Source organism: Bradyrhizobium sp. SZCCHNR1015, from assembly GCF_032489875.1.
GTDB lineage: Bacteria > Pseudomonadota > Alphaproteobacteria > Rhizobiales > Xanthobacteraceae > Bradyrhizobium.
In genome coordinates this window covers 562580-585621 of the sequence record NZ_JAUEYW010000001.1, presented here as the reverse complement: position 1 = coordinate 585621, position 23042 = coordinate 562580, and the positions used below count along the sequence as shown (strand labels likewise).

General features: G+C 66.1%; 26 protein-coding genes and 1 pseudogene. 11 read left to right on the top strand and 16 right to left on the bottom strand.

What is annotated here, in order from left to right; all coding sequences use genetic code 11:
* Nucleotides 1–24: 24 nt before the first annotated feature.
* The 5 genes from QX128_RS02655 to QX128_RS02635 form a co-directional block, all read right to left on the bottom strand.
* Complete coding sequence (locus tag QX128_RS02655) at nucleotides 25–432, bottom strand: hypothetical protein (RefSeq protein WP_316180831.1); 408 nt, start codon at nucleotides 430–432, stop codon at nucleotides 25–27.
* Between the two features lie 106 nt (nucleotides 433–538).
* A complete protein-coding gene (locus QX128_RS02650) occupies nucleotides 539–745 on the bottom strand; it encodes a hypothetical protein (RefSeq protein ID WP_315712292.1) in 207 nt (68 codons plus the stop codon).
* A 132-nt stretch (nucleotides 746–877) separates the two neighbouring features.
* Nucleotides 878–1774, bottom strand: coding sequence for a hypothetical protein (locus tag QX128_RS02645; RefSeq protein ID WP_316180829.1), 897 nt, complete (start codon nucleotides 1772–1774; stop codon nucleotides 878–880).
* Between the two features lie 518 nt (nucleotides 1775–2292).
* The gene (locus QX128_RS02640) at nucleotides 2293–4359 is read right to left on the bottom strand and encodes a PAS domain S-box protein (protein WP_316236607.1); all 2067 of its coding nucleotides are present in this window, start codon (nucleotides 4357–4359) and stop codon (nucleotides 2293–2295) included.
* A 64-nt stretch (nucleotides 4360–4423) separates the two neighbouring features.
* Nucleotides 4424–5161, bottom strand: a complete 738-nt coding sequence (locus QX128_RS02635) for a Crp/Fnr family transcriptional regulator (protein WP_315712288.1) — start codon at nucleotides 5159–5161, stop codon at nucleotides 4424–4426.
* 399 nt (nucleotides 5162–5560) lie between these two features.
* On the opposite strand from QX128_RS02635, the gene QX128_RS02630 reads away from it, so the two are divergent.
* Complete coding sequence (locus tag QX128_RS02630; protein WP_316236606.1) at nucleotides 5561–7636, top strand: HAMP domain-containing methyl-accepting chemotaxis protein; 2076 nt, start codon at nucleotides 5561–5563, stop codon at nucleotides 7634–7636.
* A 70-nt stretch (nucleotides 7637–7706) separates the two neighbouring features.
* Here the strand turns inward: QX128_RS02630 and QX128_RS02625 are convergent.
* The 4 genes and pseudogenes from QX128_RS02625 to QX128_RS02610 form a co-directional block, all read right to left on the bottom strand.
* A pseudogene (locus QX128_RS02625) lies at nucleotides 7707–7838 on the bottom strand (DUF4142 domain-containing protein); the annotation flags it as partial.
* A 6-nt stretch (nucleotides 7839–7844) separates the two neighbouring features.
* Complete coding sequence (locus tag QX128_RS02620) at nucleotides 7845–8639, bottom strand: DUF72 domain-containing protein (protein WP_316215902.1); 795 nt, start codon at nucleotides 8637–8639, stop codon at nucleotides 7845–7847.
* A 95-nt stretch (nucleotides 8640–8734) separates the two neighbouring features.
* Nucleotides 8735–8941 carry a hypothetical protein gene (locus QX128_RS02615; RefSeq protein WP_315800208.1) on the bottom strand — a complete coding sequence of 69 codons (207 nt, stop codon included), beginning with the start codon at nucleotides 8939–8941 and terminating at the stop codon, nucleotides 8735–8737.
* Nucleotides 8942–9069: 128 nt separating this feature from the next.
* Nucleotides 9070–9267, bottom strand: a complete 198-nt coding sequence (locus tag QX128_RS02610; protein ID WP_316236605.1) for a hypothetical protein — start codon at nucleotides 9265–9267, stop codon at nucleotides 9070–9072.
* A gap of 291 nt (nucleotides 9268–9558) precedes the next feature.
* On the opposite strand from QX128_RS02610, the gene QX128_RS02605 reads away from it, so the two are divergent.
* The 6 genes from QX128_RS02605 to QX128_RS02580 all read left to right on the top strand — a co-directional run bounded on the left by QX128_RS02605 (nucleotide 9559) and on the right by QX128_RS02580 (nucleotide 14711).
* Nucleotides 9559–10410: a 3-hydroxybutyryl-CoA dehydrogenase gene (locus QX128_RS02605; protein WP_316236604.1), complete on the top strand. Its 852-nt coding sequence runs from the start codon at nucleotides 9559–9561 to the stop codon at nucleotides 10408–10410.
* An 800-nt stretch (nucleotides 10411–11210) separates the two neighbouring features.
* The gene (locus QX128_RS02600) at nucleotides 11211–11507 is read left to right on the top strand and encodes a copper-binding protein (RefSeq protein ID WP_315800206.1); all 297 of its coding nucleotides are present in this window, start codon (nucleotides 11211–11213) and stop codon (nucleotides 11505–11507) included.
* Nucleotides 11508–11587: 80 nt separating this feature from the next.
* On the top strand, nucleotides 11588–12367 hold the full coding sequence (locus QX128_RS02595) for a DUF2066 domain-containing protein (RefSeq protein WP_316215679.1): 780 nt from the start codon (nucleotides 11588–11590) through the stop codon (nucleotides 12365–12367).
* 112 nt (nucleotides 12368–12479) lie between these two features.
* Complete coding sequence (locus QX128_RS02590) at nucleotides 12480–13307, top strand: SH3 domain-containing protein (protein WP_316236603.1); 828 nt, start codon at nucleotides 12480–12482, stop codon at nucleotides 13305–13307.
* Nucleotides 13308–13439: 132 nt separating this feature from the next.
* On the top strand, nucleotides 13440–14162 hold the full coding sequence (locus tag QX128_RS02585; protein ID WP_315800438.1) for a DUF3750 domain-containing protein: 723 nt from the start codon (nucleotides 13440–13442) through the stop codon (nucleotides 14160–14162).
* 117 nt (nucleotides 14163–14279) lie between these two features.
* Nucleotides 14280–14711, top strand: coding sequence for a Rieske (2Fe-2S) protein (locus QX128_RS02580; protein ID WP_315800204.1), 432 nt, complete (start codon nucleotides 14280–14282; stop codon nucleotides 14709–14711).
* 26 nt (nucleotides 14712–14737) lie between these two features.
* On the opposite strand, the gene QX128_RS02575 is transcribed toward QX128_RS02580, so the two are convergent.
* From QX128_RS02575 to QX128_RS02550, 6 genes are all read right to left on the bottom strand, one after another.
* A complete protein-coding gene (locus QX128_RS02575) occupies nucleotides 14738–14968 on the bottom strand; it encodes a zinc ribbon domain-containing protein (RefSeq protein ID WP_315800203.1) in 231 nt (76 codons plus the stop codon).
* A gap of 226 nt (nucleotides 14969–15194) precedes the next feature.
* Nucleotides 15195–15410: a hypothetical protein gene (locus tag QX128_RS02570; protein WP_316215681.1), complete on the bottom strand. Its 216-nt coding sequence runs from the start codon at nucleotides 15408–15410 to the stop codon at nucleotides 15195–15197.
* Between the two features lie 478 nt (nucleotides 15411–15888).
* Nucleotides 15889–16080 carry a hypothetical protein gene (locus QX128_RS02565; RefSeq protein ID WP_315712266.1) on the bottom strand — a complete coding sequence of 64 codons (192 nt, stop codon included), beginning with the start codon at nucleotides 16078–16080 and terminating at the stop codon, nucleotides 15889–15891.
* Nucleotides 16081–16143: 63 nt separating this feature from the next.
* Nucleotides 16144–16494 carry a zinc ribbon domain-containing protein YjdM gene (locus tag QX128_RS02560; protein ID WP_315755663.1) on the bottom strand — a complete coding sequence of 117 codons (351 nt, stop codon included), beginning with the start codon at nucleotides 16492–16494 and terminating at the stop codon, nucleotides 16144–16146.
* Between the two features lie 125 nt (nucleotides 16495–16619).
* A complete protein-coding gene (locus QX128_RS02555) occupies nucleotides 16620–16904 on the bottom strand; it encodes a DUF2312 domain-containing protein (RefSeq protein WP_315712263.1) in 285 nt (94 codons plus the stop codon).
* Nucleotides 16905–17051: 147 nt separating this feature from the next.
* Nucleotides 17052–17867: a transglycosylase SLT domain-containing protein gene (locus QX128_RS02550; protein WP_410053123.1), complete on the bottom strand. Its 816-nt coding sequence runs from the start codon at nucleotides 17865–17867 to the stop codon at nucleotides 17052–17054.
* Between the two features lie 128 nt (nucleotides 17868–17995).
* Here QX128_RS02550 and QX128_RS02545 point away from each other — a divergent pair, with 128 nt between their 5' ends.
* The 3 genes from QX128_RS02545 (at nucleotide 17996) to QX128_RS02535 (ending at nucleotide 21676) form a co-directional block, all read left to right on the top strand.
* Nucleotides 17996–20065 carry a methyl-accepting chemotaxis protein gene (locus QX128_RS02545; protein ID WP_316236602.1) on the top strand — a complete coding sequence of 690 codons (2070 nt, stop codon included), beginning with the start codon at nucleotides 17996–17998 and terminating at the stop codon, nucleotides 20063–20065.
* 786 nt (nucleotides 20066–20851) lie between these two features.
* Nucleotides 20852–21085 (top strand): DUF2171 domain-containing protein, encoded by a 234-nt coding sequence (locus tag QX128_RS02540; RefSeq protein WP_315800199.1) that lies wholly within the window; start codon nucleotides 20852–20854, stop codon nucleotides 21083–21085.
* Between the two features lie 321 nt (nucleotides 21086–21406).
* Nucleotides 21407–21676 carry a hypothetical protein gene (locus QX128_RS02535; RefSeq protein WP_315800198.1) on the top strand — a complete coding sequence of 90 codons (270 nt, stop codon included), beginning with the start codon at nucleotides 21407–21409 and terminating at the stop codon, nucleotides 21674–21676.
* Nucleotides 21677–21846: 170 nt separating this feature from the next.
* On the opposite strand, the gene QX128_RS02530 is transcribed toward QX128_RS02535, so the two are convergent.
* The gene (locus tag QX128_RS02530; RefSeq protein WP_315800197.1) at nucleotides 21847–22158 is read right to left on the bottom strand and encodes a helix-turn-helix domain-containing protein; all 312 of its coding nucleotides are present in this window, start codon (nucleotides 22156–22158) and stop codon (nucleotides 21847–21849) included.
* Between the two features lie 96 nt (nucleotides 22159–22254).
* Here QX128_RS02530 and QX128_RS02525 point away from each other — a divergent pair, with 96 nt between their 5' ends.
* Complete coding sequence (locus QX128_RS02525; RefSeq protein ID WP_316236601.1) at nucleotides 22255–23007, top strand: glucose 1-dehydrogenase; 753 nt, start codon at nucleotides 22255–22257, stop codon at nucleotides 23005–23007.
* The last annotated feature ends 35 nt before the right edge of the window (nucleotides 23008–23042 follow it).

The following is a 23042-nucleotide window of genomic DNA, read 5'->3' as shown; positions in this document are numbered from 1 at the left end:
CTGTGCCTGCGCCGCGAGCCCGGCTCAGCCCTTGGGACGGATGAAGCCGGCCAGCGTCTTCTTCTGCTCCTCGCACCAGTTCGTCATGCCGAGGCGGCGCTGATCCATGTCGATGGCCTGGGTGGCGACGGCGACCTCCGCCATCAGATCGTCGTCCTGCTTCTCGCCCATCTTGCCGCCGGTGTGCATATAGGCGATCGCCTTGCGCACCTTCTCGGTCGTGCCGTCAGGCATCTTCATGTCCTGCGCCTTCTGGACCAGATCCTGATAGACGACGTCGACGCCGGGACATTCGACCTTGGTGGCGAACGCCTCCAGCACCATGGTCGTATACATGTGGCGTGGCTCGGCGCTGCCCGGTGTCAGGGCCGCCAGCAATGCCGCAATGCTCAATGCCGCAAGGGTTGACGTATAAAGCAGACCGTTTCGCATCCTCTGGCTACCTCCCGCTTGTTTTCGGCGAGGCTAGCCTGTGGGCGAAGCCCGGGCAACAACGAGCGCAGTGCAGCACGCGCGAATTGATCGAAGGGGCCGCCGGCTATTTGTTCAGCCGCCGCTCCTGCTCCTTGAGCAGAACGTCGAGCTCCTCGCTCTGCTGCGCGAGGCGGTCGGCGTTGCGCTCCTCGTCGGCGGCACCCGACTGCGAGGCGGCCTGCTCGGTGATCTGGCGGATGTTGTCGCGCAGGATCGCGATGCGGTCTGCGAGGTCGGAGGCGGACAGGACGGTCGGATCGGTCAGGCTCATGAACCCCTCGGGATGCGCATTGTCAGGCGCAGCTCCTTAGCTCGGAAAGCCGCGTCGCGACAAGTGGATCGACGGCATCGATCACCCCCGCGCCAATCGGCGCGGACCGGCGCGGGCGCCTGTGCGGATCCCTTAGCGCACCGGCATTGGCGGACGCACCACGGGCTGGTCCGGATCGACCGGCGCCGACGGCAGCGGCATCGGAGCGGGCGGCGGGGGTACCATGTTGGCTGCAGCCGGCGGCGGCATGCGCGGCCGGTGCGGCACCGCTGCTCCGGGCTGTGCCGGGGTTACGGCCGCCGTCGCAGGGCGCGCGGCCGGGCGCGGCCGGATCGTCTGCTCGATGGCGCGCGGATCGAACGACCGTGCTTCCGCGGTCCGCTCGCTCGGCCGCTCGGCGGGCCTGTCGCTGGACTTGGCCTCGGCGACCCGCGCCATGTCGCGGACCATCTGCTCCTGCCCGGCCTTCAACTGTGCGAGGCTCGTCTTCAGCTCGCCGATCTGCTGGCTCAAGGCAGCCAGGTCGTGGGCCATCGATTGCAGCAACTGCGCCTGCTCCTGCGACGCGGTCGCGCCAGCCGCGCTCGTTGCGTGCTCCTGCGCCTCAGCCGGCGCTTCTGCGGCCGTCTGCTGGGGCGCGGTCGCGGCCGGCTGTGCCGCGGCATCCTTGTCGGTGTTCGATGCCAGCGAGATCCGCGGCATCCAATGCGCGATCATCTCCTGGGCCTGGTCTCCATAGCTCTGCCAGGCGGCTGCGGCGACCGCGCTGCCGACCGCGAACAGCACCGCCAGAATGGTGCGCACGGCCCAGGTGGCGAACGTGCTGCGCTCTCCGGTGACCGCGAAGTCGCTCGTCGCCTGCGTCCTGTAGTCAGGGTCGATCTTCGGCGAGGGTACATCCGGTGGCCGTTGCGAGCTGCGCCTGTCCGCTTCGGCGGCGGTGCGATCGGCGCGGGCCGCCAGCACGATCTCGGGATCGATCACGGCATGAGGCTGCTGATCGCCGTCTTTGGTCGTCGTTGCAAGCATTGACGCTCCGTCCTCCGTTGTCGTCCGCCTCGCAGGCGGCGCTCGGCTCTGTTCCGATGCGTCGTCCTACCAACGCCTCGTGCACCAACGCTTCGCGTACTCACGCCGCATCGTACTGACGCCTCGTGACACCAACGTCGGATGACGACTGCGCCACGGGACGTTCGGCCTCTCCGGCCGCATCAGCACAGAACCTGGATACCGGTTGTCCCTCGTGCCCACGCATCTGCATGTTCACGGTCGTCCATCTTGGCCAGAGCCGCATGCTCAGGAACATCCCATCATCGTTCCGTCGCGACGCTCGGCTGATTCCTAATCTCATCGACACTTGGTCATATCCGCCCGAACCAAGGCGAAGACATGGCGGTTGCGCGACCCATGCGACCTCCACCTCAGGCCGCAGGCGGAGCATACCCCGAACGCGCCGCGAAGGCTATGCCGACGGCGTTCGCCGTGCCGGCGAGATCCCCGGCCGTTGTGACCGACCGGTGCCGCGGAACGAAGCTTCGATCGGCCCGTCAACGCTTGAGAATGTCGTGGGTGGGCAACCGGATTTCGCAGCAGAGGCCGCTCGGCTCAAAGCGCCGGACGACGCGGGCACCGACCTCGTACGGCAGCATCTGTTCCAGCAGCACGGTTCCAAAGCCCTGGCGCTGCGCAGCCAGCGGACGGCCGGACATGCCGGTCTCGGTCCAGTCGATGACCAGCCAGTCGGCCGCGTCGCGCTCATCGAGCCGCCATTCGATCCTGATGAAGCCCCGCGGCACTGTCAGCGCGCCGTATTTCAGCGCATTGGTCGCGAGCTCGTGCATGGCAAGCCCGATGCTCTCGGCCGCCTTCGGCCTCAACCGCACCTGGGGGCCCGACAGCGAGAATTGCCTGTCCTCGCGCGCGGCTCCGGCGCGCAGCTCATCGGCGATCAGCTCCGCCAGATCGAAACCGGCGAGGGGATCGCGCGTGACGACCGCCTGGATGCGCGACAGCGCCGTGATGCGGCCTTCGAGGTGACTGGCGAAATCCTCGACGCTGTCGCTCGAGTCGCCCGTGCGGCGGATGATCGAGCGGATCACGGCGAGCATGTTGCGGACGCGGTGCTGCAGCTCGGCGAGCAGCAGCTTCTGGTGCTCGGAGGCCGAGACCAGCGCCGTGATATCTTGGGTGATGCCGCCGATGCGCTGCACCCGTCCCAGCTCGTCGACCATGGGAAAACTACGGATGCGCAGCCAGCGCGCGACGTCGTCCGGCTGCGTGACGATACGGACATCCAGGCTGTCGCGCTGGCCGCGCCGGGCGCGCTCGAGGCTCTCGACGGCGCGGGGCCGGTCCTCCGGCAGCATGAGCTCGGTCCACGATGCGAGATGGTCGCCGCGGAGCACAGCGGTGCGCGGCACGCCATAGATGGTCTCGAATGCGGGGCTGAGATATTCCCAGTGCAGGGTCTCGGCATCGCGGATCCACACCACGTCGGAGGATGCTTCGCCGAACTGGCGGAAACGCGCCTCGCTGTCGCGTAGCGCGGCCTCGGTGCGCTTGCGGTCGTCGATGTTCATCGCGAGCTCGACCAGGGTGCCGTCGCCGAGGTCCCGGCCGGCGAACATCATCCAGGCGCGTTCGCCGTCCTTGCGAAAATACTGCTTCTCATAGGGACCGATCCGGCCGGTCTGCCGCAGCAGCTCGATCTGGTCGCTCGATGTACCCATCCATTCCGGGGGTGTCAGGCTCTTCCAGGTCAGCTGGCCGCTGTCGATGTCCTGACGCGAATAGCCTGTCATCGCCAAGAAGGCCTCGTTGGCGTCGACCAGGGTGCCGGCTGCATGATCGAAGAACAGCACGCCGACCGAATCGATCTCGAGGAGGCGGCGCAGCCGATGGTCGCTGGCATCGCTGCCGTTCGAATGCGGCTGCCGTGCGGACGGCCCGGCCTCCGGCAGCTCGCTGCAGCCGAGGCAGACGGCGAGCTCGGGATCGGTCCGTGCGAGGGCAAGCACGTCCGAATCGATCGCGAGCAGGTGTGCATCGGCCCAGAAATGGGCTGTGCGCAGATAGGCGAGGAAGGCCGCCAGCAGATCGAACCTGGTGTCGCCGAAGGCATGTCGGATTGCGCGCCGCGAGCGGTCGAAATCAGCACGCTGCATGAACAGCACCGACGCGGCCTCGAACAGGTCCGCCTCACCGTCGCTGCCCGGCTCCGGGATGTCGAGCGGGGGCTGGATGAGCTCGAGCCGGTCGAGCGCCGCCGCGGTGCGCGCGGGATCCGCGAGCGGCCGCGCGAGCAGGTGACGCGCCCGATCGATCGGCTCCGGGCGGGACGTCGAGTCACCCGCGGGCTTGCCAGATCCAACCAGAAATCCGAAATGCCGGGTCAGACAATAAGGCGAACGGTTGAGGCGCGACAGATGGACGGCGAGCCGCTCCTTGAAAAGGGCCGGAAGCGGGGTGTCGAGATAGGCGCATTTGGCGAACTGCCAGAGCTGTCGGGTCGCCTCAGGCGCAGACGGCGCCGACCTGAACAGGTTGGGCATCAGCCCGAGGCGCTGCACGATCTCCTGCTCGAAGGGTCCGTCCACCATGCGCTGTTCGACCATCGCCGTTTCCCCGGCAGAGTGCCGAGACAGTCAGCATAGCGCAAGCGCCAGCGCTCCGAACCTCTCACTCATTCGCGTCGAGCTGACGGCCTTCGCGGTCCAAATGCAAGTAATTCGCGTTGAACAGGCCGGCGCTCATCAAGCGCTCGAGGTCCGGAAGTACCAGCATCTTGCCCTTGAGCACGATCAGGTTGCTGGCGCGCAGTTCCTGCAGCGTGCGGTTGACGTGGACCTTCGACAGGCCTGTCGCCTCGGCGAGATCGGCCTGAGTGAGCGGGAAGCTGCAGCTGCTGTCGTCGGCCAGGCCCGCCAGGCGTAGCCGGAAGAACAGTTCGCACAACAGGTGAGCCATGCGTTCGGACGCCGTGCGTTGCCCGAGATTCATGGTCCATTCGCGCTGGATTGCGGCGTTGACCAGTGTCTCCCACCAGAACGCCGTTGCAATGCGCGGATAGCCGGCGCTGATCTCGTCGAAGAACTCGCGCGGCAGATCGGCGATCGACACCGGCGTGATGGTGCCGATCGAATGGTCCATCTCGCGCAGGATGAAGATGTTGAGATCACAGATATCGCCGGGCAGGAAGAACGAGACGATCTGGCGGCGGCCGTCCTCGAGCTGCTTGTAGCGGCAGGCCCAGCCGTTCAGGATCAGATGCACGTCCTTGGGCTTCTCGCCTTCGCGCGCGATGTCGGTGCGTGGCGCGAAGGTCCTTACCCGTTGAGCCGCAGCGCGGTTGAGCATCAGGCGGTCGGCCGCAGAAAGGCGGACGAAATTCTCAAGCTTGCGGACCAGATGACTCAAAGAGTGGTTCCCCCGAATTAGTTTATTGGGGTTCCAAGCGGCGCGACTTCAATAACTTATGTTAGCATGATACCGCGTTGACCGCTGATCTTTCTGCACCTGCGCAAGGAACCAACGCGTTGTCGATGTGCGTGGGTCTGCTGCCGCAATCTCGGTGATGATTTCGCCATCGCGCGATGGTCGGAGCATGAGCGACATCGCGCGAGTCCGACCTGCACTGCGCGCTTCTGTCGTCGTACTCTCATGAAAGTCGATGATGAATCACTGTCGAGGCCCGTGAAAATACGGGTATCGACGTGCGGCCGCGACGATTTGCCCTCGGCGGCGTGCCTGCGCAAGTTAATAGCCTCTTAGACTGCGCTTCCTAAGTTGACCGAAACAATCAACTGGAAATGCACGATGCGAGTCGGTCAGCTCTTTGCGGTATCGATGCTCTCGGTCACGGCGCTTGCCTGTGTTCTCGGAGGCGAGGTGCTGGTATCTCACTATCGCGCCTACGCGAGCAGAACCGAAGCGATCAAGTCAGTCGACGCGTTCGCTGCCGTGCTCCTTGCAGGCCAGGCCGTCGCGGGATTGCGGGCGCCGTTCGTCACGCCGATGTTCCAGGACGTTCCGGCCACTCCTGTGCAGCTGGACGCCGTCGACAAGGCCGGGCAGCAGGCCGACGCCGCCTTCGCCAAGGCGAAAGCGGCCGTTGAGACGCTCTCCGACAGCCAAGCCATCTTCGACGGACTGAACGCCGCCAAGGCAAAGCTCACCGACGTGCGCACGATGGTCGACCGCGCCGTGAGATTGCCGCTAAATGCGCGCGACCCGGCTGCGATGAAGGGATTCCTGCCCGGCTTGACCGACGTGCTGAAATCGGTCGAGCCGCTGCTCAACCGCCTCGAGAACCGCGTCGCGACCGCCGATGCATCGCTGACGCCGCTGCTGTCGATTGCGCGCATCACGCAGGATCTGCGGATCACGGCCGGCGGTCGCGCCGCGATGCTGGCCCCGGCGCTCGGCGCCAAGCGTCCGCTGGCTCCGGCCGAGTATTCCAACATCGATCGTGCGCAAGGCCGGATCGAGGTCGATCGCGAACGGATCGAGTCGAGCATCGATCAACTCGGCAATCCTCCGAAAGTCGCGCAGGCGATGTCGGAGGCGGTCGAAGCATATTTCAACAACGCTGCGGGACTGATCGAGAAGGAGATCGCGGCGTCGCGCAGCAATGCCGGCTACACGCTGTCACCGGAGCACTTGGGCGGCACCGTCGTGCCGCCGATCGGAAAATTCCTGACCGTTCGCGACAATGCGCTGGCCGAGGCACGGACGCGCGCCGAGACGGCGCGGGACGATGCACTGGTGATGTTCGGGATCGGCAGCGGCGCGGTGCTCGCGCTGCTCGGCATGCTCGGCGTCGTGACCTTCATGCTGCGCCGTCGCGTGATCGCGCCGCTGGCTGCGCTGACCGGCGTGGTCGGCGACCTCGCGGCTGGCCGTGACGACGTTGTCGTTCCGGCCAGCGATCGGCAGGACGAGATCGGCACGCTCGCCGCCTCGCTGCAGGTGTTCAAGGATGCGCTGCTGGCGAAGAAGGCGGCAGACCGGGCCGCAGCGAGCGAGGCGGAGGCCAAGATCCAGCGTGGACAGCGGGTGGATACGATCACCCGCGAGTTCGAGGCCGTCATCAGCGAGATCGTCGATGTCGTGTCCTCGGCGTCGACGGCGCTCGAGAGTTCGGCAGGAACGCTCACCACCACGGCCGAGCAGTCCGAGCGGCTCGCCACCACCGTCGCTTCGGCGTCCGAGGAGGCCTCGACCAACGTGCAGTCGGTGGCATCAGCGACGGAGGAAATGTCATCGTCGGTGACGGAGATCGGCCGCCAGGTTCAGGATTCGGCGCGCGTCGCCAATGAGGCCGTGCAGCAGGCGCAGCGTACCAACGATCGTGTCGGCGAGCTTGCCAAGGCCGCGGCCCGCATCGGCGACGTCGTGGAACTCATCAACTCGATCGCCGGCCAGACCAACCTGCTGGCGCTCAACGCCACCATCGAGGCGGCACGCGCAGGCGAGGCGGGGCGCGGCTTCGCCGTCGTGGCCTCCGAGGTGAAGGCGCTGGCCGAGCAGACCGCGAAGGCCACCGACGAGATCAGCCAGCAGATCAACGGCATCCAGGCGGCCACGCAGGAGTCGGTGAACGCGATCCGCGATATCGGCGAAACCATCGAGAAGATGTCGGAGATCGCCTCGACGATCGCATCCGCGGTGGAAGAGCAGGGCGCGGCGACGCAGGAGATATCGCGCAGCATTCAACAGGCGGCCCGCGGCACGCAGGAGGTCTCGGCGAACATCACGGATGTGCAGCGCGGCTCCAGCGCCACCGGCCAGGCGTCGGCGCAGGTGCTGAATGCGGCCCAATCGCTGGCCGGTGAAAGCACCCGCCTGAAGCGCGAGGTCGCGCGCTTCCTGGGCTCCGTGCGCGCTGCCTGACGACGGGACTGCACGGCACTGCATTCCAACATCATGAGCGCCGGCTCGGACCGGCGCTCATATCGTTCGCTCACTTGCCCTTGTCGAGGGTCTGCGCCATCTCGAGATGATGCTGCAGGGCCGGCAGGGTCTTGCCGGCCCCGTCCTTCAGCGCCGGATTGTCGCCGCCCTTCGCATAGCGCTCGAACAGCGACACCGGGTCGCAAACCTAAACCGAGAGATGTGCACGATGTCCCGACGAACTGGCGCGCGCGGCGCGGCGTGCCTGGTGAGAAGATGCCGCGAGCAGCCGGCGTAGCCGCAGAGCGTCGGCGGGCGCCGCGCTCTTCTGGTCGTTGTCGAAATAGACGTAGACGTCGATGCCGTGCGACGCCCAGGCGCGAATGCGCTTGGCCCAGGCTTCGAGTGTCGCGTCCGGATAGTTGTCCTTGTAGCGGCCGCCCGGGCCATGGCCGCGCACATAGACGAAATCGGCCGTCCGCCTCCACGGCGCCGGCGCGTCGTGATGGTCCGACAGGCATAGCGAGATGTTCGCGTCCCTCAGCAGGCGCATGATCGCCGGTGTGTACCAGCTCGGGTGACGGAATTCGAAGCTGTAGCGCCGGTGCGTCGGCAGCAGCGGGAGAAACGACTCGAGCCGTTCTCGATTCGCTTCGAATTGCGGCGGCAGCTGGAACAGCACGGGGCCAGCCTTGTCGCCGAGCAGCGACAGCCGGCTCTCCATCAGCGCGATGCTGTTGACCGAGCGCGCAGAGAGGCGCTTCCAATGCGTGATGAACTTGGAGGCCTTCCAGGCGAAAACGAAATCGGGCCCGGTCTGATCGCGCCAGCCACGGACGGCAGCTTCCGTCGGCGTCCTGTAGAACACGCCATTCAGCTCGGTGGTCTCGAACTGGCTGGCGTAGTAGGGCAGCTGATGTCTGATCAGCAGTCCCGGCGGAAAGAACGCGCCGCGCCAGGACCCGTAGTGCCATCCCGATGTGCCGATCACGACCCGGGCCATCGTCGTCCTCTCGCCGAGACCAGACCTCGAAAGCAAAGCGTCGTGAGGGCGTTCGGGTTCCTTTCGAAGCCGCAGCAGACGATACGGCGCGCGCTCTAGCGCTCGGCGGCGTGCAGCACCGGCGCGCTCAACAGCTCGTTGATATGCGCCGCCGTCTCCGCCTGCATCGCCTTCTTCAGCATGATGTCGCGCTCGGGGCCTACGGGAAGACGTGCTGCCGCTTCGCGGGCAGCTGTTGCAGCCTGCTGCAGCCGCTGGCCGAACGACACTGTCTGCTTACGCCGGTTCCGGGTGACGCTCATGGCGAACTCCTGTTGCTTCGAACAGAAGTCTGCGAGCCAGTCGGCCTTGTGTCGCTAACACACGTTAGCGTGCAGTTCACTATCCCTGGAGGTCCTGTTGGAACAAGACGACAGCGTCGTGGTGCTGATTAGTTGTTCGATCGATCTGGGTCATTGCCCGGAACGCTGAGATGCACCTCGTGGCCTTGCTTGATGGCCGGCGTCGCGGCTGATGCAGCGGATTCGAACGCAGCCTCCTTGGTCGCGTAGTCGCCATGGGCGTTGCCGTCATGCAGAACGCTCCAATGATCGTTGACCGCGACGATGGCGTATTGAGCCAGTCCCATGTCCTCCTCCATTCTTCGCGTCATTGGGTCGAAACGCTCCTGGCTGCCCGATGCCGTGCCGCGGGCGCGGCTCGTCTCGGCGGGCACGAGACCAACCAGAGCAGGTTGCATCCGTTCCTGTGCATGCGGACCAGCCCTGGCCGGATGCGCCCGCTTCCCGATGCCGGCGAACCGCGGGGCAGCCGGCCCGTTCTCAGCCCTTGCGTTGGGTCTACCCCGCGGGCCGATAGCCTGTTAAGCAACGGCGCAGGACGGGGCGGTCCCCGCGGAAGAGACTGAGAGGAAGCGGCAATGATTCAGACGGTCGGCATCATCGGAGCAGGCACCATGGGCAACGGCATCGCGCAGGTTTGCGCGGCCGCGGGCGTGCCGGTCGTCATGGTCGACATCTCCGAGCAGGCGGTGGCGCGCGGGCTCGCCACGGTGGGCTCCAGCCTCGATCGCCTGGTCAAGAAGGAGAAAATGACGGCCGCCGACAAGGACAAGGCGCTGTCGCTGATCACCGGCACTGCCGACAAGGCGAAGCTGTCGAGCTGCGACCTCGTCATCGAGGCCGCCACGGAGAACGAGGAGCTGAAGCTCAAGATCCTCAAGGACCTCTGTGCCGGCCTGAAGCCCGAGGCGCTGATCGCGACCAACACCTCCTCGATCTCGATCACCAAGCTGGCCACCGCCACCGATCGGCCCGACCGGTTCATCGGCATGCACTTCTTCAATCCGGTGCCGATGATGGCGCTGCTCGAGCTGATCCGCGGCCTGCAGACCTCGGATGCGACCCATGCGGCGGCCGTCGATTTCGCCAAGCGGATCGGCAAGGTCGCGATCACCGCGAAGAACAGCCCGGGCTTTGCCGTCAACCGCATCCTGTGCCCGATGATCAACGAAGCGATCTTCGCGTATTCGGAAGGCATTGCGACCGCGGCGGACATCGACGAGGGCATGAAGCTCGGCTGCAATCACCCCATCGGTCCGCTGGCGCTGGCCGATCTGATCGGTCTCGACACGATGCTGTCGGTGATGGAGGTGTTCTACAACGGCTTCAACGATCCGAAGTATCGGCCGGCGCCGCTGCTGAAGGAGATGGTGGCCGCAGGCCAGCTCGGCCGCAAGACCGGCAAGGGCTTCTACGACTACGGCAAGTAGCTGCGGCCAAGTAGCTACAGCCAAGTAGCTACAGCCAAGTAGCTACGGCATTGTGCGACGCGAGCGGCGGGTGGCCCATGCGCCCGCCGTGCCTCGGTTGACGATCGACTACTCGGACGACGGATTGGCGGACGACGGATTGCGTTGACGATGGATTGCGTTTCGAGGCGCGTGGGAGGACCACAGAACCACAGCTCCCCAAATGAGAGCTGCCGAGTTCGCACTGATCCGATGATCCAGATTCACGGCACAGCGCCGGGTGGGCAAGGGGCCATGCCTCGCTGATGCAGCCCACAAAGCCGCGACCCGGCGTGCCGTTCGTGATTTGCCGCTATGCGATGGTCCGAGCGATTACCGTCGCACTCAGCGGGCCTGGTACGGAGGTGGAGTCATTGAACCTCCCTGCAATCAGATGGATCGTCGTCGTTCCAACATCATCGGCACCATGAGCGGCTACCGCAATGGACGACGGCAGCGATCGTCCTCCCGGCGGCCGGCGCTGTCAAGGCGCAACATGACGCATTGATGAATTCGACGTGACAGGTCCGGTCGATCCTGCGCGCGCGGAGAGACTCTGGTCCGCCTTGGAGTGATGACAAACCCGTGCAAATCATTACATGAGGGCAGCCGGCCGATGAGGCTATGCGGTTGCGCCTTGCTCGAGCTCGTGTCGTTCGCATCGGCCGACATAAGGATCTGCAGCGGCGATTCACAGAGTGTGGCTCGGGTTGCGGCCTTTCGGGGAACCAAAGAATTCGTGGTGTTTTGTTTGCCGCGAAAAGCAAGGCAGGAGAACAGCGATGAGAGCAGTTGGCATCATTCTGACGACGGTCGCCATGTTTGTGGGAACTCTGCCCGCCCTGGCAGCGGAGCAGGGGACGGCGGGCATGGTCACGGGGATCAACCGTCTCAACGGCACGATCGCGATCAAGCGCATTCCCGATGGAACCGTCGGCGCCAACACGGCCGGAGCAGCCCAGGAGTTCAAGATCAAGGACAACGCCATGATCGAGAACATCCACGCCGGCGATCGCGTGACGTTCTCGACGTCTGACGCCGCCACACCCACGATCGTCAAGCTCGATCGGCAGAAATAGCCGTCATGGCCGGATCGAGGGGCGCGATGAGACAGTGCGGTGCTCTCCGCGGACGGGGCGTATGGCGTCTCGGGCTCTGGATGATGATGGTCGTCGGGAACTGCACTATTGCGACTGCGGCCCCGACCGACCTGTACCAGGCGCAGACGGTCGTGACCGGTCAGGGCGAGGACAATCGTCGGGCGGCCTTTGCAGCATGTCTGGAAGACGTGCTGATCAAGGTGTCCGGTGCATTTCAGCTCAGAAACGATGCAAGGCTCGCACCACCCGAGGCGCGGGCCGCGGAGTTCGTCACCGGCTTCGATTATCACGATCAGATGTCGGGCAAGCCGAAGCATGACGAGCAGGGCACGCGCGACCGTCCATATGACCTGACCGTGTCATTCGATCGCGCGCGGATCGATCAGTTGCTTGCGAGCTTGAACATCAAGCCGTGGCCGGCGCCGCGCCCGTCGATTGGCGTGATCGTGACGATGACGTCGGGCGGTCGCACTTTCTTCGTTGCATCCGACGACCGGAGGTCCGATCTGCAGCGCGACGCGCTGCGCGCAGCGGCTGTCAAGCGTGGGCTCGAGATCGCTCTGCCAAGCGCCTCCGAGGTCTCGAAGGCCGCTATTGAGCGCACCAAGTTGAACGATGTCCAGCCCGCGGCGGTCGCGTCGTGGTTTCCCGGAGCCGATGTCATGCTCTTTGGCGATCTCACCTGGGACGATGCCGAGCTGGGCTGGGTCACGCAATGGCGCCTCGATCGCGCCGGCAAGCAGGACCGGTGGCAATTCCGTGGCGTGACGTTCGACGAAGCATTTCGCCGCGGTCTCGGTGGAGCAGCGCAACTCCTCTCCGACAACGGAGCGCCGTGAGGTTGCCGCGATAGTCTGCGACCATCCCTGTAAAGTGGATGCCTGAGCCGCGCATGCGGGCACGAGAGTCTCGCGCCCGAGCTCGCTCCGGCAAACAGACAGGAGGGTGCCCGTGGTGAAACTCAGAACGTGTCTCATTGCTGCGCTGTTGATTGCCACGTCCGCCTCGCTGGCCGTGGCCGCGCCGGGCCTGGTGCGCACCGCGGCCACCATGCGCGCAGGACCGGGCCCAGGTTTTCCCGTCGTCGAGCGCATTCCGGCCGGTGCCAGGATCACCATCCATGGCTGCATTCAAGGCGGCGCGTGGTGCGATGTCAGCTTCGGAGGCGAACGCGGCTGGGTCGCGGCGCGGACGCTCGCCTATCTGTATCGTGAGCAGTACGTTGAGCTGCCCGAATATGTCGAGTACGTGCCGACTGTCGGCTTCACGCTGACCACCTATTGGAGCAGCTTCTATTTCGGCCGGCCTTGGTATCATCGGCATGCGTTCTGGAATCGCTACTGGCATCGCCATCCGCCGGTCATGGCGCAAAATCCGCCTCAGCCTGGCATGACCCCGGGGATGCCGGGGCGCGGTCCCGGCGGGGTGATCCAGCCGGGCGCGGTCGCCGGCACAGGCCAACGATCCGGACCGCCTTCGGGCATGCAAGGTCGTGTGCCGCCCGCGACGGCCGCCGGCCCCGCCGCACCTCCGGTCGTGGCTGGTGGTCCCGCGCGAGTTGCAACGCCACCCATGGTGCAGCCGTCGATGAGCCGAAGCAGCGGTGCGCCGCAGAGCGCCCGCGCGCAGATGGGCGGCATGCGCATGATCGGGACTTCGCCGCAAATCGGTTTGGCGCATATCGGGGGCGGCCCCGCCATGGGTGCTGCGCGTGTGGGCGTCAGCGGCCCTCGCGGCGGCGGGCGTTCCGGCCCGGGCGGTGGTTTCCGCCGGCACTGAGTCTTCAGCACTGGCGTGGTGTCCGGATTGTGAAGGCGGCGTGCCGGCCGGCGCTGGCGACGGCGGGCGCGACGACTACATGGATGTCATTCCTCGGCGCCTCCATTGTTCTCGCCTATCGTGAAAAAGCCCGTGCTCGCTTTCCTGCTGCTCATCTTCGTGCCCATATCGCTGTCGGCCGCGAACTATCTGCGCGGCGATCGCCGCGGCAGCTGGCAGACCGCGGACCGTTCGAGCGCGGGTCTGCTGCCATCGCCGGCGCAGCATGCCGACGCGGTGGTTCGCGTATTCGCTGCGCGCACGGTGCGTTGGCGTGGCATCTTCGCCGTCCACACTTGGATCGTCGTGAAGGAGAAGGGCGGCCCGCGCTACACCCGCTACGACTACACCGCGTGGGGTGAGCCGATCCGGGTCGATGGCTTCGCGCCCGATGGTCGCTGGTTCGGTGCGTTGCCGGAGACAGTGCTGGCCGTCGACGGCGAAGAAGCCGAGCGGGTGATTCCGAGGATCCGCAGCGTGATCGAGAACTACCGCTTCCGCGCCTATGGCGACTACAATGCCTGGCCGGGACCGAATTCGAACACCTTCGTGCAGGCGGCGCTGCACGCGGTTCCTGAGCTGAACGCCGTGCTGCCGCCGACCGCAATCGGCAAGGACTTCCCTTTTGACGGCTGGTGGGGGCGCACGGCCTCCGGGACCGGTCTGTTCGTATCGCTCGGTGGCTATCTCGGTGTCACCGTCGGCTGGATCGAGGGCGTCGAGCTGAACTTCTTCGGGGGAGTTCTCGGCGTCGATCTGCGCCGGCCGGCGCTGAAATTTCCCGGGATCGGCCGCCTCGGCATGCCACCGGCCTGAGGCCCACGATCTGCCTGTCAGGCACTGGCTGGCATGCTGCTTGCTGCGAGCCTCTTCAGCGCGCCTGCGATGTCGCGGATGCGCCAAAACGCCAAGCAAGGCGAGAAGAGGCGGACGATGAGCACGCTGTTTGCGATCTGCGCGACCTATGAGGTGGACGATGGCGCGGCGCGTGGCTTTGTTCTCCAGCGCCGCGAGCCCGACGGCAGCGCCAAGCCTTGGCCGATCCTGGTCACGCGCAAGGGCAACAACTTCTACGGCTTCGAGAATGCCTGCCCGCATCAGGGCGCCCGCCTCGACAAGCATCCGGGCGAGTTCATGGACGAGGAAGGTAATTTCCTCGTTTGTGGCGAGCATGGTGCCCAGTTCGACCTCGATACCGGACAATGCTTCATTGGGCCCTGTCAGGGCCGGACGTTGTCTGTGGTCGAGCTTGTGATCGACGACGGTGACATCTGCCTCTCCGGGATCGATCTAGACGAGGAGGACGGCCTCGACATCGACGATCCCGAGGATGACGTGCCGGAGGTGCAGATCACATCGGATTGAGGCTGAGCGCCGGCCCCCCGACCGGGTCAGCGTTTCTTCCGTTCAGCGCGGCTGTAGTTGCTGAAGTGCCCCTCGCGTGCTGCCTGGCTGCGAGCGGCCTTGATCAGGCCGGGGCTGCGCGCCGGCGGCGCCGGCAGCGAGGGAAGGCGGGTCAGCTTGCGACTGCCGCAGGTCGGACAGACAGGCCTTTCAGAAATCCCGATCAGCAACTCGACATCCTCTGCGCAGGCCGCGCAATGGAAGCTGTAGAACGGCATGACGTCATCCCCTCATTGTCGCTGAGGGGCATTGCACGAAGCGGGCCAGCGCCATTGCGCACCGAATCCGCCGATTCAGGGCTCGTTTGCCTGCGAATGGCAGCAGTTTTTTGCTGCGGATGTCCCGAATGCGACGCGGCTGGGGTCGGACATTTGACAGCAGTGCAGAGCTCCTCCGCCCGGCCGGCCCCGGATATCCGGTCGCCGGCCGGACGGACAAAGCGGATCAGGCGCTGGTTTTCGGCACGTACTTGCCGGCGACACACTTGTAACTCTGCAGATGCCACTCGTGATAGGGACCCTTGGACATCCAGTCTGCGATTCCGATCTGCGCGCTGACGGCGCAGGATGTCATCGTGATGCCGGACATCTCGCTGTTGGTGACGACCTTCTCCATGCAGAGCTGGCCGTTGCATAGCATTGCGACGAGAGTGACGAGCACGTTGATTCTGCCTCCAAAGAGTGGGACCCGGTCAGGATCGAGAAAGCAGAGTTCATGCCAAGTTATGAATCCAGGTCGTGCTGCTACGGGACGGATTGCTACGGGTGTCACTTCATGGCGACAGAAGCGTGATGGATTCACTGCTTGGATCACGCAGCGTTCGGCAACTGGCCCGTGTTTGCTGCTCGATCATTTGGCGATTTGCTCGTGTTGCGTGGTTCGGCCTGAGTGCCGAGGCTGAGCGGGGCCTATTGCGTCAAATAACAGGCAGCGCCTGCGCAGTCCTGCGGCGCTCGCGGACATTGGCTTCGGGGGCTTCGGGCGGAGTATCGCCGTTCATTGGCTGAATCAGAGTTCGGTTCGCACGGGCGTCCGCAGACGAACCGTCGATCCCCAGGATGATATCCGGCCTGATGCCAGACTTCCGGTGGCGCTGATATAGACGCCCCGACGCCCGGTGCTGGGAGCCTCCGCGTCGTCAGGCCTCGTTCAATCCGGCACCTCGATCGGTCAGGATCTTCTGCCCCTTCGCCGTCAGCTCGTAGATGTCGCCGTCCTTGGCGACATAACCCTCGCGGATCAGTCCATCGAGTTCGTCCTGCCGGTCGGGTGAGAAGGCGATTGCCTGGCCGATATCCGAAAGCGTCGCGATCTGGTCGTCCGTCAGCATGGCCATCCTCCCGTTGTTGATCCGAACGCCATGGCGTCGCGAATGTTCCGGGAGCACGAGGCCCTACGCCTTGCGCACGAACTCCGACTTCAGGTTCATCTGGCCGATGCCGTCGATCTTGCAGGCGATGTTGTGGCCGTCGCTCGCCTCCTGCAGGCGGATGTTGCGCACCTTGGTGCCGCCCTTCACGACGGACGACGATCCCTTCACTTTCAGGTCCTTGATGACGATGACGCTGTCACCGTCGGCCAGAACGTTGCCGTTGGCGTCGCGGATGCTGGCGTCGTCGCCGGCCGCTGCCGCAAGGGCGGCGTCGCCGCTCCATTCATGGCCGCATTCGGGACAGACCCACAGCGCGCCGTCCTGATAGGCGTGCTCGGAGCGGCATTGCGGGCAGGTCATTGCGTCGGTCATCTTATCCTCGGGCGCGGCAGAAGCGTAGCGTTAGAGGCTCGGATGGAACCGGGCAAGGAAAAATCCCGGGAGAGGGCAGCGCGCGGCACGGATCGGCTGCGCGCCGCCTTCGTCGGTCGGCAGCGTCACGCCGCCTTGCGCTCGGGGGTCTTGCTGGCCGGCCCGGTCTCGGCCGCTTCCATCGCCCGGAGATAGGTGTCGAGCAGCGTCTCGTGCTCGTCGCGCTCGTCCTGGTCCTGCTTCCTGAGCTTGATGATCTCCTTCAGGATCTTGACGTCGAAGCCTTCGCCCTTGGCCTCGGCGAACACTTCCTTCTTCTGCTCGTTCAGCTCCGCCAATTCGCCGTCGAGGTGCTCGATCCGCTCGATGAAGGACCGGATGCGCGCGCCGGGAATGCCGATCTCTGACATGGTGACTCCTGTACTAATGGGACGGAGAAAATGCGCGGCAGTTCGTTGCCAATGTCTTAACGGGCGCGCTTTGCCCACATCAGTGAATCCGACGTGCTTAACGCGGAACCGGGCGGGCTCTCGATGTCGCCGAGCGGGCGCCATGCGCTAGCTCCGCTCCGCCGCCGAGAGCTTCTGAAACTGCTTCTTCATCGCATTGACGCGGCCGAGATAGCCCGCGACCGAATGGTCGCCGCAGCGCTCGCCATCCGCCGGCTTGAAGCCGCGCCGCGCGAATCCGGCCGCCGGCCCGGCGCCGCACAGATGAATGACGGCTGCGAGATCCTGCCGCTGCTGCGCGCTCGGCTTGGCGCCAGGCTGCCGTGCGAGCACGGCGGCGACCTGGCGGTCGAGCGAGATCGCCGTCAGCGCCACCGCATGCGCCGGCCATGCGCGGACGTACAGGCTCGGCGACCCGCAGCCGTCGCTGACCACCTCGTGCTCCCGGATGCAGAACCGTGCGGCGTCGGCAAAGGCGCCGTCGGTCATCTGGAACAAGCCGACGGCGCTGGAAGCCGGCTGATACAGCGCGAACGGATTCCACGCGAGGCGCCAGCGCCAATAGGTGCGTGCCACCGGATTGCCCGAGCTCTCGGTCTGCGCCAGGGCGGCGAGCAGCTCCGGCGTGATCGATCCTGTCGAGCTCTCACGGAACAGCGCGCCATATTGGCGCCACGTCTCCTCCGGCTCCTTGTCGAGCGAATGACCGGTCACCACGAACAGCTCGGTCGGCTTGCGCAGGACGTGATAGGCCAGATTGACCAGCGCGAAGGTCAGGAGCAGCACCAAGGCGCCGCAGGTGATCTTGATCCACCGCGGCGCCGCGCCCACCGTCCGGCCCAGCCGCTGCGCACCGCGCCCTGCGATTCGCTTCGCATCGCGCCGCAGCGCGCGCCAACGTCTGCCGCGTTGCGGCTTGCGCATTTTTTGTTGGCGTGGAGCAGGGGATTTCGGCAACTGATTACCTCGGGCGCCGGTGTGCCGGTCCATGGTTAAGGAAGAATTTGTGCAATCGCGTCATCCTGCCACTTTCTGGTGTGGGGCGGCGCGTGATGAAGAAATCGGTCAGTACTCTGCTGATGGTGCTGTTGTCGGTGCTGGCGGCGGGCATCCTGGTGTCCACGGCGATCCTGATGAGCGGCGCCGCGGGCCGCTATCGCGAGAGCGTCGCGACCGAGCATTTGACCGCGGCCGACAAGGCGATCTTCCAGAACGTCCTGGTCATGCGCGCCCACCGCGGCGACATCCAGAGCGTGCTGCTGAGCGAGGACGATCCGCGCGCCAAGCTCACCGAATATCAGGGCATCGAGGCCAAGGGCTATGACGGCATCGTCGCCGCGCTCGCCGGCGTCGACATGCCCGAGCGCGACGACCTCCTGGCCGGGTTGAAATCGAGCTGGGACGCCACGGTTCCGCAGTTCAAGCTGCTGTTCGATGAAGCCGCGAAGCCGCGTGCCGAACGCGTGCTGGCGCGTACGCAGGCCTGGTACCAGGCAATGACCAAGACGCTGGACGTCGCCAACGCCGCCTCGCTCGCCGTCTCGAACCGCGCCTGGATGACCGATCCGGCGATCGCCAAGATGGTGCAGGCGCGGCGGCTGGCCTGGCAGGTCCGCGACCGCTACGGCCTGCAATGCTCGGCGCTGCGTCCCAACATCAACGCCTCCAAGCCGCTCGACGACACCCAGAAGGGCGCGGTCGCGCAATGGCGCGGCACCGTCGCGGCCGGCTGGTCCGGGCTTGACGACCTCCTGGCGGGGGGCGGCAGCACCGCGCTCGCCGGGGCCGTGAAGACCTCGCGCACCGAGGTCGAGGCCGCCCATCAGCGCATGGACCAGCTCACCAAGGGGTTTGACGGCAGCGGCAAGCCGGCGATGCCGGCGCCGGAATGGAACGCGTTCTGCCAGGGCCCGTTCGCCGGCATCATCGCCGTCGGCATGACCGCGCTCGACGGCTCGATCGCGCGCGCCGAGGAGATCAGGACCGCCGCGCTGAGCAGCCTGGTCGTCCAGTCGCTCGCCTTCCTGGCCGCGCTCGTGGTGGCCGGCCTGGCGCTGCGCGCGGTGCGCGTCCGCCTGATGCGCCCGGTCGGCGTCCTGATGCAGGCGATCCAGCGCATCGGCCAGCGCGACTACCAGACCCCGGTGCCGCAGTTCGCTCATGCCGACGAGTTCGGCGCCATGGCTGCCGCCCTCGAGGGCCTGCGCGAGAGCGCCGCCACCGCCGACCGGCTGTCGCGCGAGCGCGAGCTCGACCAGGGCCGCCGGCTGGAGCGCTCGCAGGCGATCGACAGCGCCTGCAAGAGCTTCGACGACACCGTGCAGGCGGTCATCGTCAGCATGGGCAACTCGACCGGCCAGCTCGATTCCAGCGCCGGCGACGTCCGCAAGCTGGTCGACGAGTCCACCGAGCAGACGGCCGCGGTCGCCAGCGCCGCGGAGACCGCGACCAGCAATCTCGAGACCATCGCCGCCGCCACCGAGGAGCTGACCGCATCGGTCTCCGAGATCGCCGCGCAAGTGCAGGCCTCCGCGGCCGATGCGCGCCAGGCGGTGGAGAAGGCGGCGCAGACCAACGCCACCGTCGAGATGCTCGACCGCGCCGCCAACCGCATCGGCGAGGTGGTCAAGATGATCACCGCGATCGCCGCGCAGACCAACCTGCTGGCGCTCAACGCCACCATCGAGGCGGCGCGCGCCGGCGAAGCCGGCCGCGGCTTCGCCGTGGTCGCCGGCGAGGTCAAGAACCTCGCGGCGCAGACGGCGACCGCGACCGACGACATCACCCGCCAGATCGCCGAGATCCAGGCCGCCACCGGCGAGTCGGTCGAGGCGATCCGCGCCATCAGCCACAACATCTCCAGCATCGACGAGAAGATGACGGCGATCGCCGCGGCGGTCGAAGAGCAGCGCGCCGCCACCACCGAGATCTCGCGCAACTTCCAGCATGCCGCCCAGGGCACCCGCGCCGTGACCGACACGATCGGCTCGGTCGCGGCGCTCAACCGCCAGACCGGCAATGCGGGCGCGGCCATGGTCGACTCCGTCCGCCGCATGTCCACCGATGCCGATCGTTTCCGCGTGGCGGTGGAGGGCTTCCTCGGCACCGTGCGCAAGGCCTAGCATCGGCCAAGCGGACGCGATCCCGCGGCGCAGATGGCGCCCGAGCCTTGCCGGTCGTTGGCCCTCTGAAGGGAGAGGGCGCGGGGAATGCCGGGCGCTGGCCGCACCCATGGCCCGCCTGCGAAAGAAGTGCAGGCGGCAGTCACCACAGGTTCAGCCGAGGCATCCCGGCATTCCCCGCGCGATGGTTTTCACGCTTATAACGCGATCTCCCCGGTGTCCGGCTTGTAGCCACCGTCGCACGGCGGGATCATCATCACCGCCGCACTTGGCGCCAGCTTCGGGGCGCCAGGACCACGCGTCTTCACGTCCGCAAGCGTGCCGTTCGTCGGCGGGCCTCGAGCCCGCTGCGGCACACCCACAGCCACCGCATCTCCGGCCCACGTCTCGTGACGATCGCGATGCGCCCCTCTCGGCGGGCCGGGATGGGCGTAGACAATCATGAATTCAGAAAAATAGAAAGTAATTTATTTTTATCGGAAGGTCTGGACACGACCGATCAGCCTGATGGCGTTGGCGAAATCAGCCGCGAGGCGCAGCAGGATTTCGCCGCGCATGACGCTGTCGGAGGGTGGGCCAAGCGACGCCGCTGGCGGCGCGTGCCCACCATCGGCGCCGGCGGGTGCGGACGGTGGGCACGGCGCGCGAACGATGTTGCGCGACGAGATCGAGCCGGGCGGGCCTTTGCCCACCCTGCGGCTGCGTCTGCGCGGAGGCGCGTCGCGGAACACATCTCCCATCCGCCGGTTGAAGCTGCTTCCACATCAGCCACGGAGTTCTCCCCCAATGCAGGACATCAGGGAACACATGGAAGTCATCGGCGCCGACGGCGCGCATGTCGGCACCGTCGACCGCGTCGACGGCAACCGCATCAAGCTGACCAAAAAGGACAGCGGCGAGGGCAGCCACAAGGGGCATCATCACTTCATCGACAAGGGCCTCGTCGCCGGCGTCGAAGGCGACAAGGTGCGGCTGTCGGCCATCGGCGCCGTCGCGGTGACGATGGAGGAGGAGAAGTAGGGGCGGGGATACTCCTGTCTCCGTCCTCCGCTCGCAGTGATGCGCCCTTGCTCTCCTACGCGACCGGCCCGTGACGTGTAGGGTGGGCAAAGCGGCGCCGTCAGGCGGCGCGTGCCCACCATCGACGGCAGGCACGGTGGCGTGCGCATTTGCTCCAAAGCTTGTCATTGCGCGGTGGCGTCGAACCAATCATCGGATGCCGACGACACATGAAGATGTGATCGACGCGTGACCACGCGGAACTTGTGATGGCTAGGCGAGACAGCTACTCCCTGCGGAGCACATCAGCGCGAACGCACAGAATGGACGAACGTCGACGTCATGGACGGTGCAGACCTTATCGGCTTGCTGATTGCGTTCCTGCTGCCGCAACCGATGTCCCACGCCGAGCTGGCGCCCACCGGCATCTTCAAGTCGCCCTTGTACTACACCTATAACGGCCTTCTGCTGGCGCTGTTCGCGCTGATCTTCACGCCCATGTTCGTCCGCTTTCCGTCCGCTGCGCTCAAGGCCGATTTGATCGCTTTGGCCATCGTCGCGGTGGCCGCCTTCTTCGCCCGTCGCGCGCTGAAATGGCGCTATCCAATCTGACCTAACGGCTGCGCTCGCATGACAGTGAACCGTAGGGTGGGCAAAGCGGCGCCTTCAGGCGGCGCGTGCCCGCCATCGACGCTGGCGGGTGCGGGCGGTGGGCACGGCGCGTGCAAAATGGTACCCGACAAAACCGACGCTGGCGCGCCTTTGCCCGCCCTACGTTTCGGCTACTCCGCGTAGCCCAGAATCGTCTTCAACAATTTCGGGAACCGGGCATTGAGGTCGGCCTCGCGCACGACGTTGCGATGCTCGACGCCCTGCTTGGTGGTGTGGATCAGGCCGGCCTCGCGCAACACCCGGAAATGGTTCGACAGCGTCGATTTGGCGATGCCGGGGCAGGGCGCGGCCTCGGTGCAGGACATGCAGTCCTTCCGTTCCATCAGGCTCCTGACGATGCGCAGCCGCAGGGGATCGGCGAGGGCGGCCAGCACTCCCGCTAATGTGATGTCCTCGCGCGACGGGTGAAACAGCTGCGCCATGAAAAACATATAGCGACGGCCTTGCGCGCGTTCAATAGTTCACTAGTTCTGAACGATTGAACCGAACGCCGCAGGCGGCGCAATGTGGAGAGCAAGATGAGCAAGCGACTTGAGGGCAAGGTGGCGCTGGTGACCGGCGCGTCCAAGGGGATCGGCGCCGCGATCGCGGCCCGGCTGGCCGAGGAAGGCGCCGCGGTCGCCGTCAACTACAGCTCCAGCCGGGAGGGCGCCGACCGCGTCGTGGCGGGGATCACCGGCAAGGGCGGCAAGGCGGTGGCCGTGGGCGGCAACCTCGCCAATCCCGGCGACGTCAAGACCATCGTCGCCGAGACGGTGAAGGCGCTCGGCCCGATCGACATCCTCGTCAACAACGCCGGCGTCTACGCCTTCGCGCCGCTCGACGGCATCACGCCGGAGCACTTCCACAGCCAGTTCGACGTCAACGTGCTCGGCCTGCTCCTGGTGTCGCAGGAGGCCGCGCGGCATTTCAATCCGGCCGGCGGCAGCATCGTCAACATCTCCTCCGGCGTGTCCACCCTGACGCCGCCGAACACCGCCGTCTACACCGCGACCAAGGCCGCCGTCGACGCCATCTCCTCGGTGCTGTCGAAGGAGCTGGCGCCGCGCAAGATCCGCGTCAACACCATCAATCCCGGCATGATCGTCACCGAGGGCGTCGTCGCCGCCGGCCTGCACGAGGGCGATATGCGCAACTGGATCGAAACGGCCACGCCGCTCGCGCGCGTCGGCAAGGCCGAGGAGATCGCCGCCGCGGTGGCATTCTTCGCCTCGGACGATGCGTCCTACGTGACCGGCGAGACGCTGCACGTGACCGGCGGGCTGCGCTGAGCGATCACGTCACTTCGGTCGCAGTCGCGAGCGGT

Coding starts and splice junctions, on each gene's coding strand:
- QX128_RS02655 (WP_316180831.1), bottom strand. CDS start 432: ATGCGAAACGGTCTGCTTTATACGTCAACCCTTGCGGCATTGAGCATT.
- QX128_RS02650 (WP_315712292.1), bottom strand. CDS start 745: ATGAGCCTGACCGATCCGACCGTCCTGTCCGCCTCCGACCTCGCAGAC.
- QX128_RS02645 (WP_316180829.1), bottom strand. CDS start 1,774: ATGCTTGCAACGACGACCAAAGACGGCGATCAGCAGCCTCATGCCGTG.
- QX128_RS02640 (WP_316236607.1), bottom strand. CDS start 4,359: ATGGTCGAACAGCGCATGGTGGACGGACCCTTCGAGCAGGAGATCGTG.
- QX128_RS02630 (WP_316236606.1), top strand. CDS start 5,561: ATGCGAGTCGGTCAGCTCTTTGCGGTATCGATGCTCTCGGTCACGGCG.
- QX128_RS02620 (WP_316215902.1), bottom strand. CDS start 8,639: ATGGCCCGGGTCGTGATCGGCACATCGGGATGGCACTACGGGTCCTGG.
- QX128_RS02615 (WP_315800208.1), bottom strand. CDS start 8,941: ATGAGCGTCACCCGGAACCGGCGTAAGCAGACAGTGTCGTTCGGCCAG.
- QX128_RS02610 (WP_316236605.1), bottom strand. CDS start 9,267: ATGGGACTGGCTCAATACGCCATCGTCGCGGTCAACGATCATTGGAGC.
- QX128_RS02605 (WP_316236604.1), top strand. CDS start 9,559: ATGATTCAGACGGTCGGCATCATCGGAGCAGGCACCATGGGCAACGGC.
- QX128_RS02600 (WP_315800206.1), top strand. CDS start 11,211: ATGAGAGCAGTTGGCATCATTCTGACGACGGTCGCCATGTTTGTGGGA.
- QX128_RS02595 (WP_316215679.1), top strand. CDS start 11,588: ATGATGATGGTCGTCGGGAACTGCACTATTGCGACTGCGGCCCCGACC.
- QX128_RS02580 (WP_315800204.1), top strand. CDS start 14,280: ATGAGCACGCTGTTTGCGATCTGCGCGACCTATGAGGTGGACGATGGC.
- QX128_RS02575 (WP_315800203.1), bottom strand. CDS start 14,968: ATGCCGTTCTACAGCTTCCATTGCGCGGCCTGCGCAGAGGATGTCGAG.
- QX128_RS02565 (WP_315712266.1), bottom strand. CDS start 16,080: ATGCTGACGGACGACCAGATCGCGACGCTTTCGGATATCGGCCAGGCA.
- QX128_RS02560 (WP_315755663.1), bottom strand. CDS start 16,494: ATGACCGACGCAATGACCTGCCCGCAATGCCGCTCCGAGCACGCCTAT.
- QX128_RS02555 (WP_315712263.1), bottom strand. CDS start 16,904: ATGTCAGAGATCGGCATTCCCGGCGCGCGCATCCGGTCCTTCATCGAG.
- QX128_RS02550 (WP_410053123.1), bottom strand. CDS start 17,867: ATGCGCAAGCCGCAACGCGGCAGACGTTGGCGCGCGCTGCGGCGCGAT.
- QX128_RS02545 (WP_316236602.1), top strand. CDS start 17,996: ATGAAGAAATCGGTCAGTACTCTGCTGATGGTGCTGTTGTCGGTGCTG.
- QX128_RS02540 (WP_315800199.1), top strand. CDS start 20,852: ATGCAGGACATCAGGGAACACATGGAAGTCATCGGCGCCGACGGCGCG.
- QX128_RS02535 (WP_315800198.1), top strand. CDS start 21,407: ATGGACGGTGCAGACCTTATCGGCTTGCTGATTGCGTTCCTGCTGCCG.
- QX128_RS02530 (WP_315800197.1), bottom strand. CDS start 22,158: ATGGCGCAGCTGTTTCACCCGTCGCGCGAGGACATCACATTAGCGGGA.
- QX128_RS02525 (WP_316236601.1), top strand. CDS start 22,255: ATGAGCAAGCGACTTGAGGGCAAGGTGGCGCTGGTGACCGGCGCGTCC.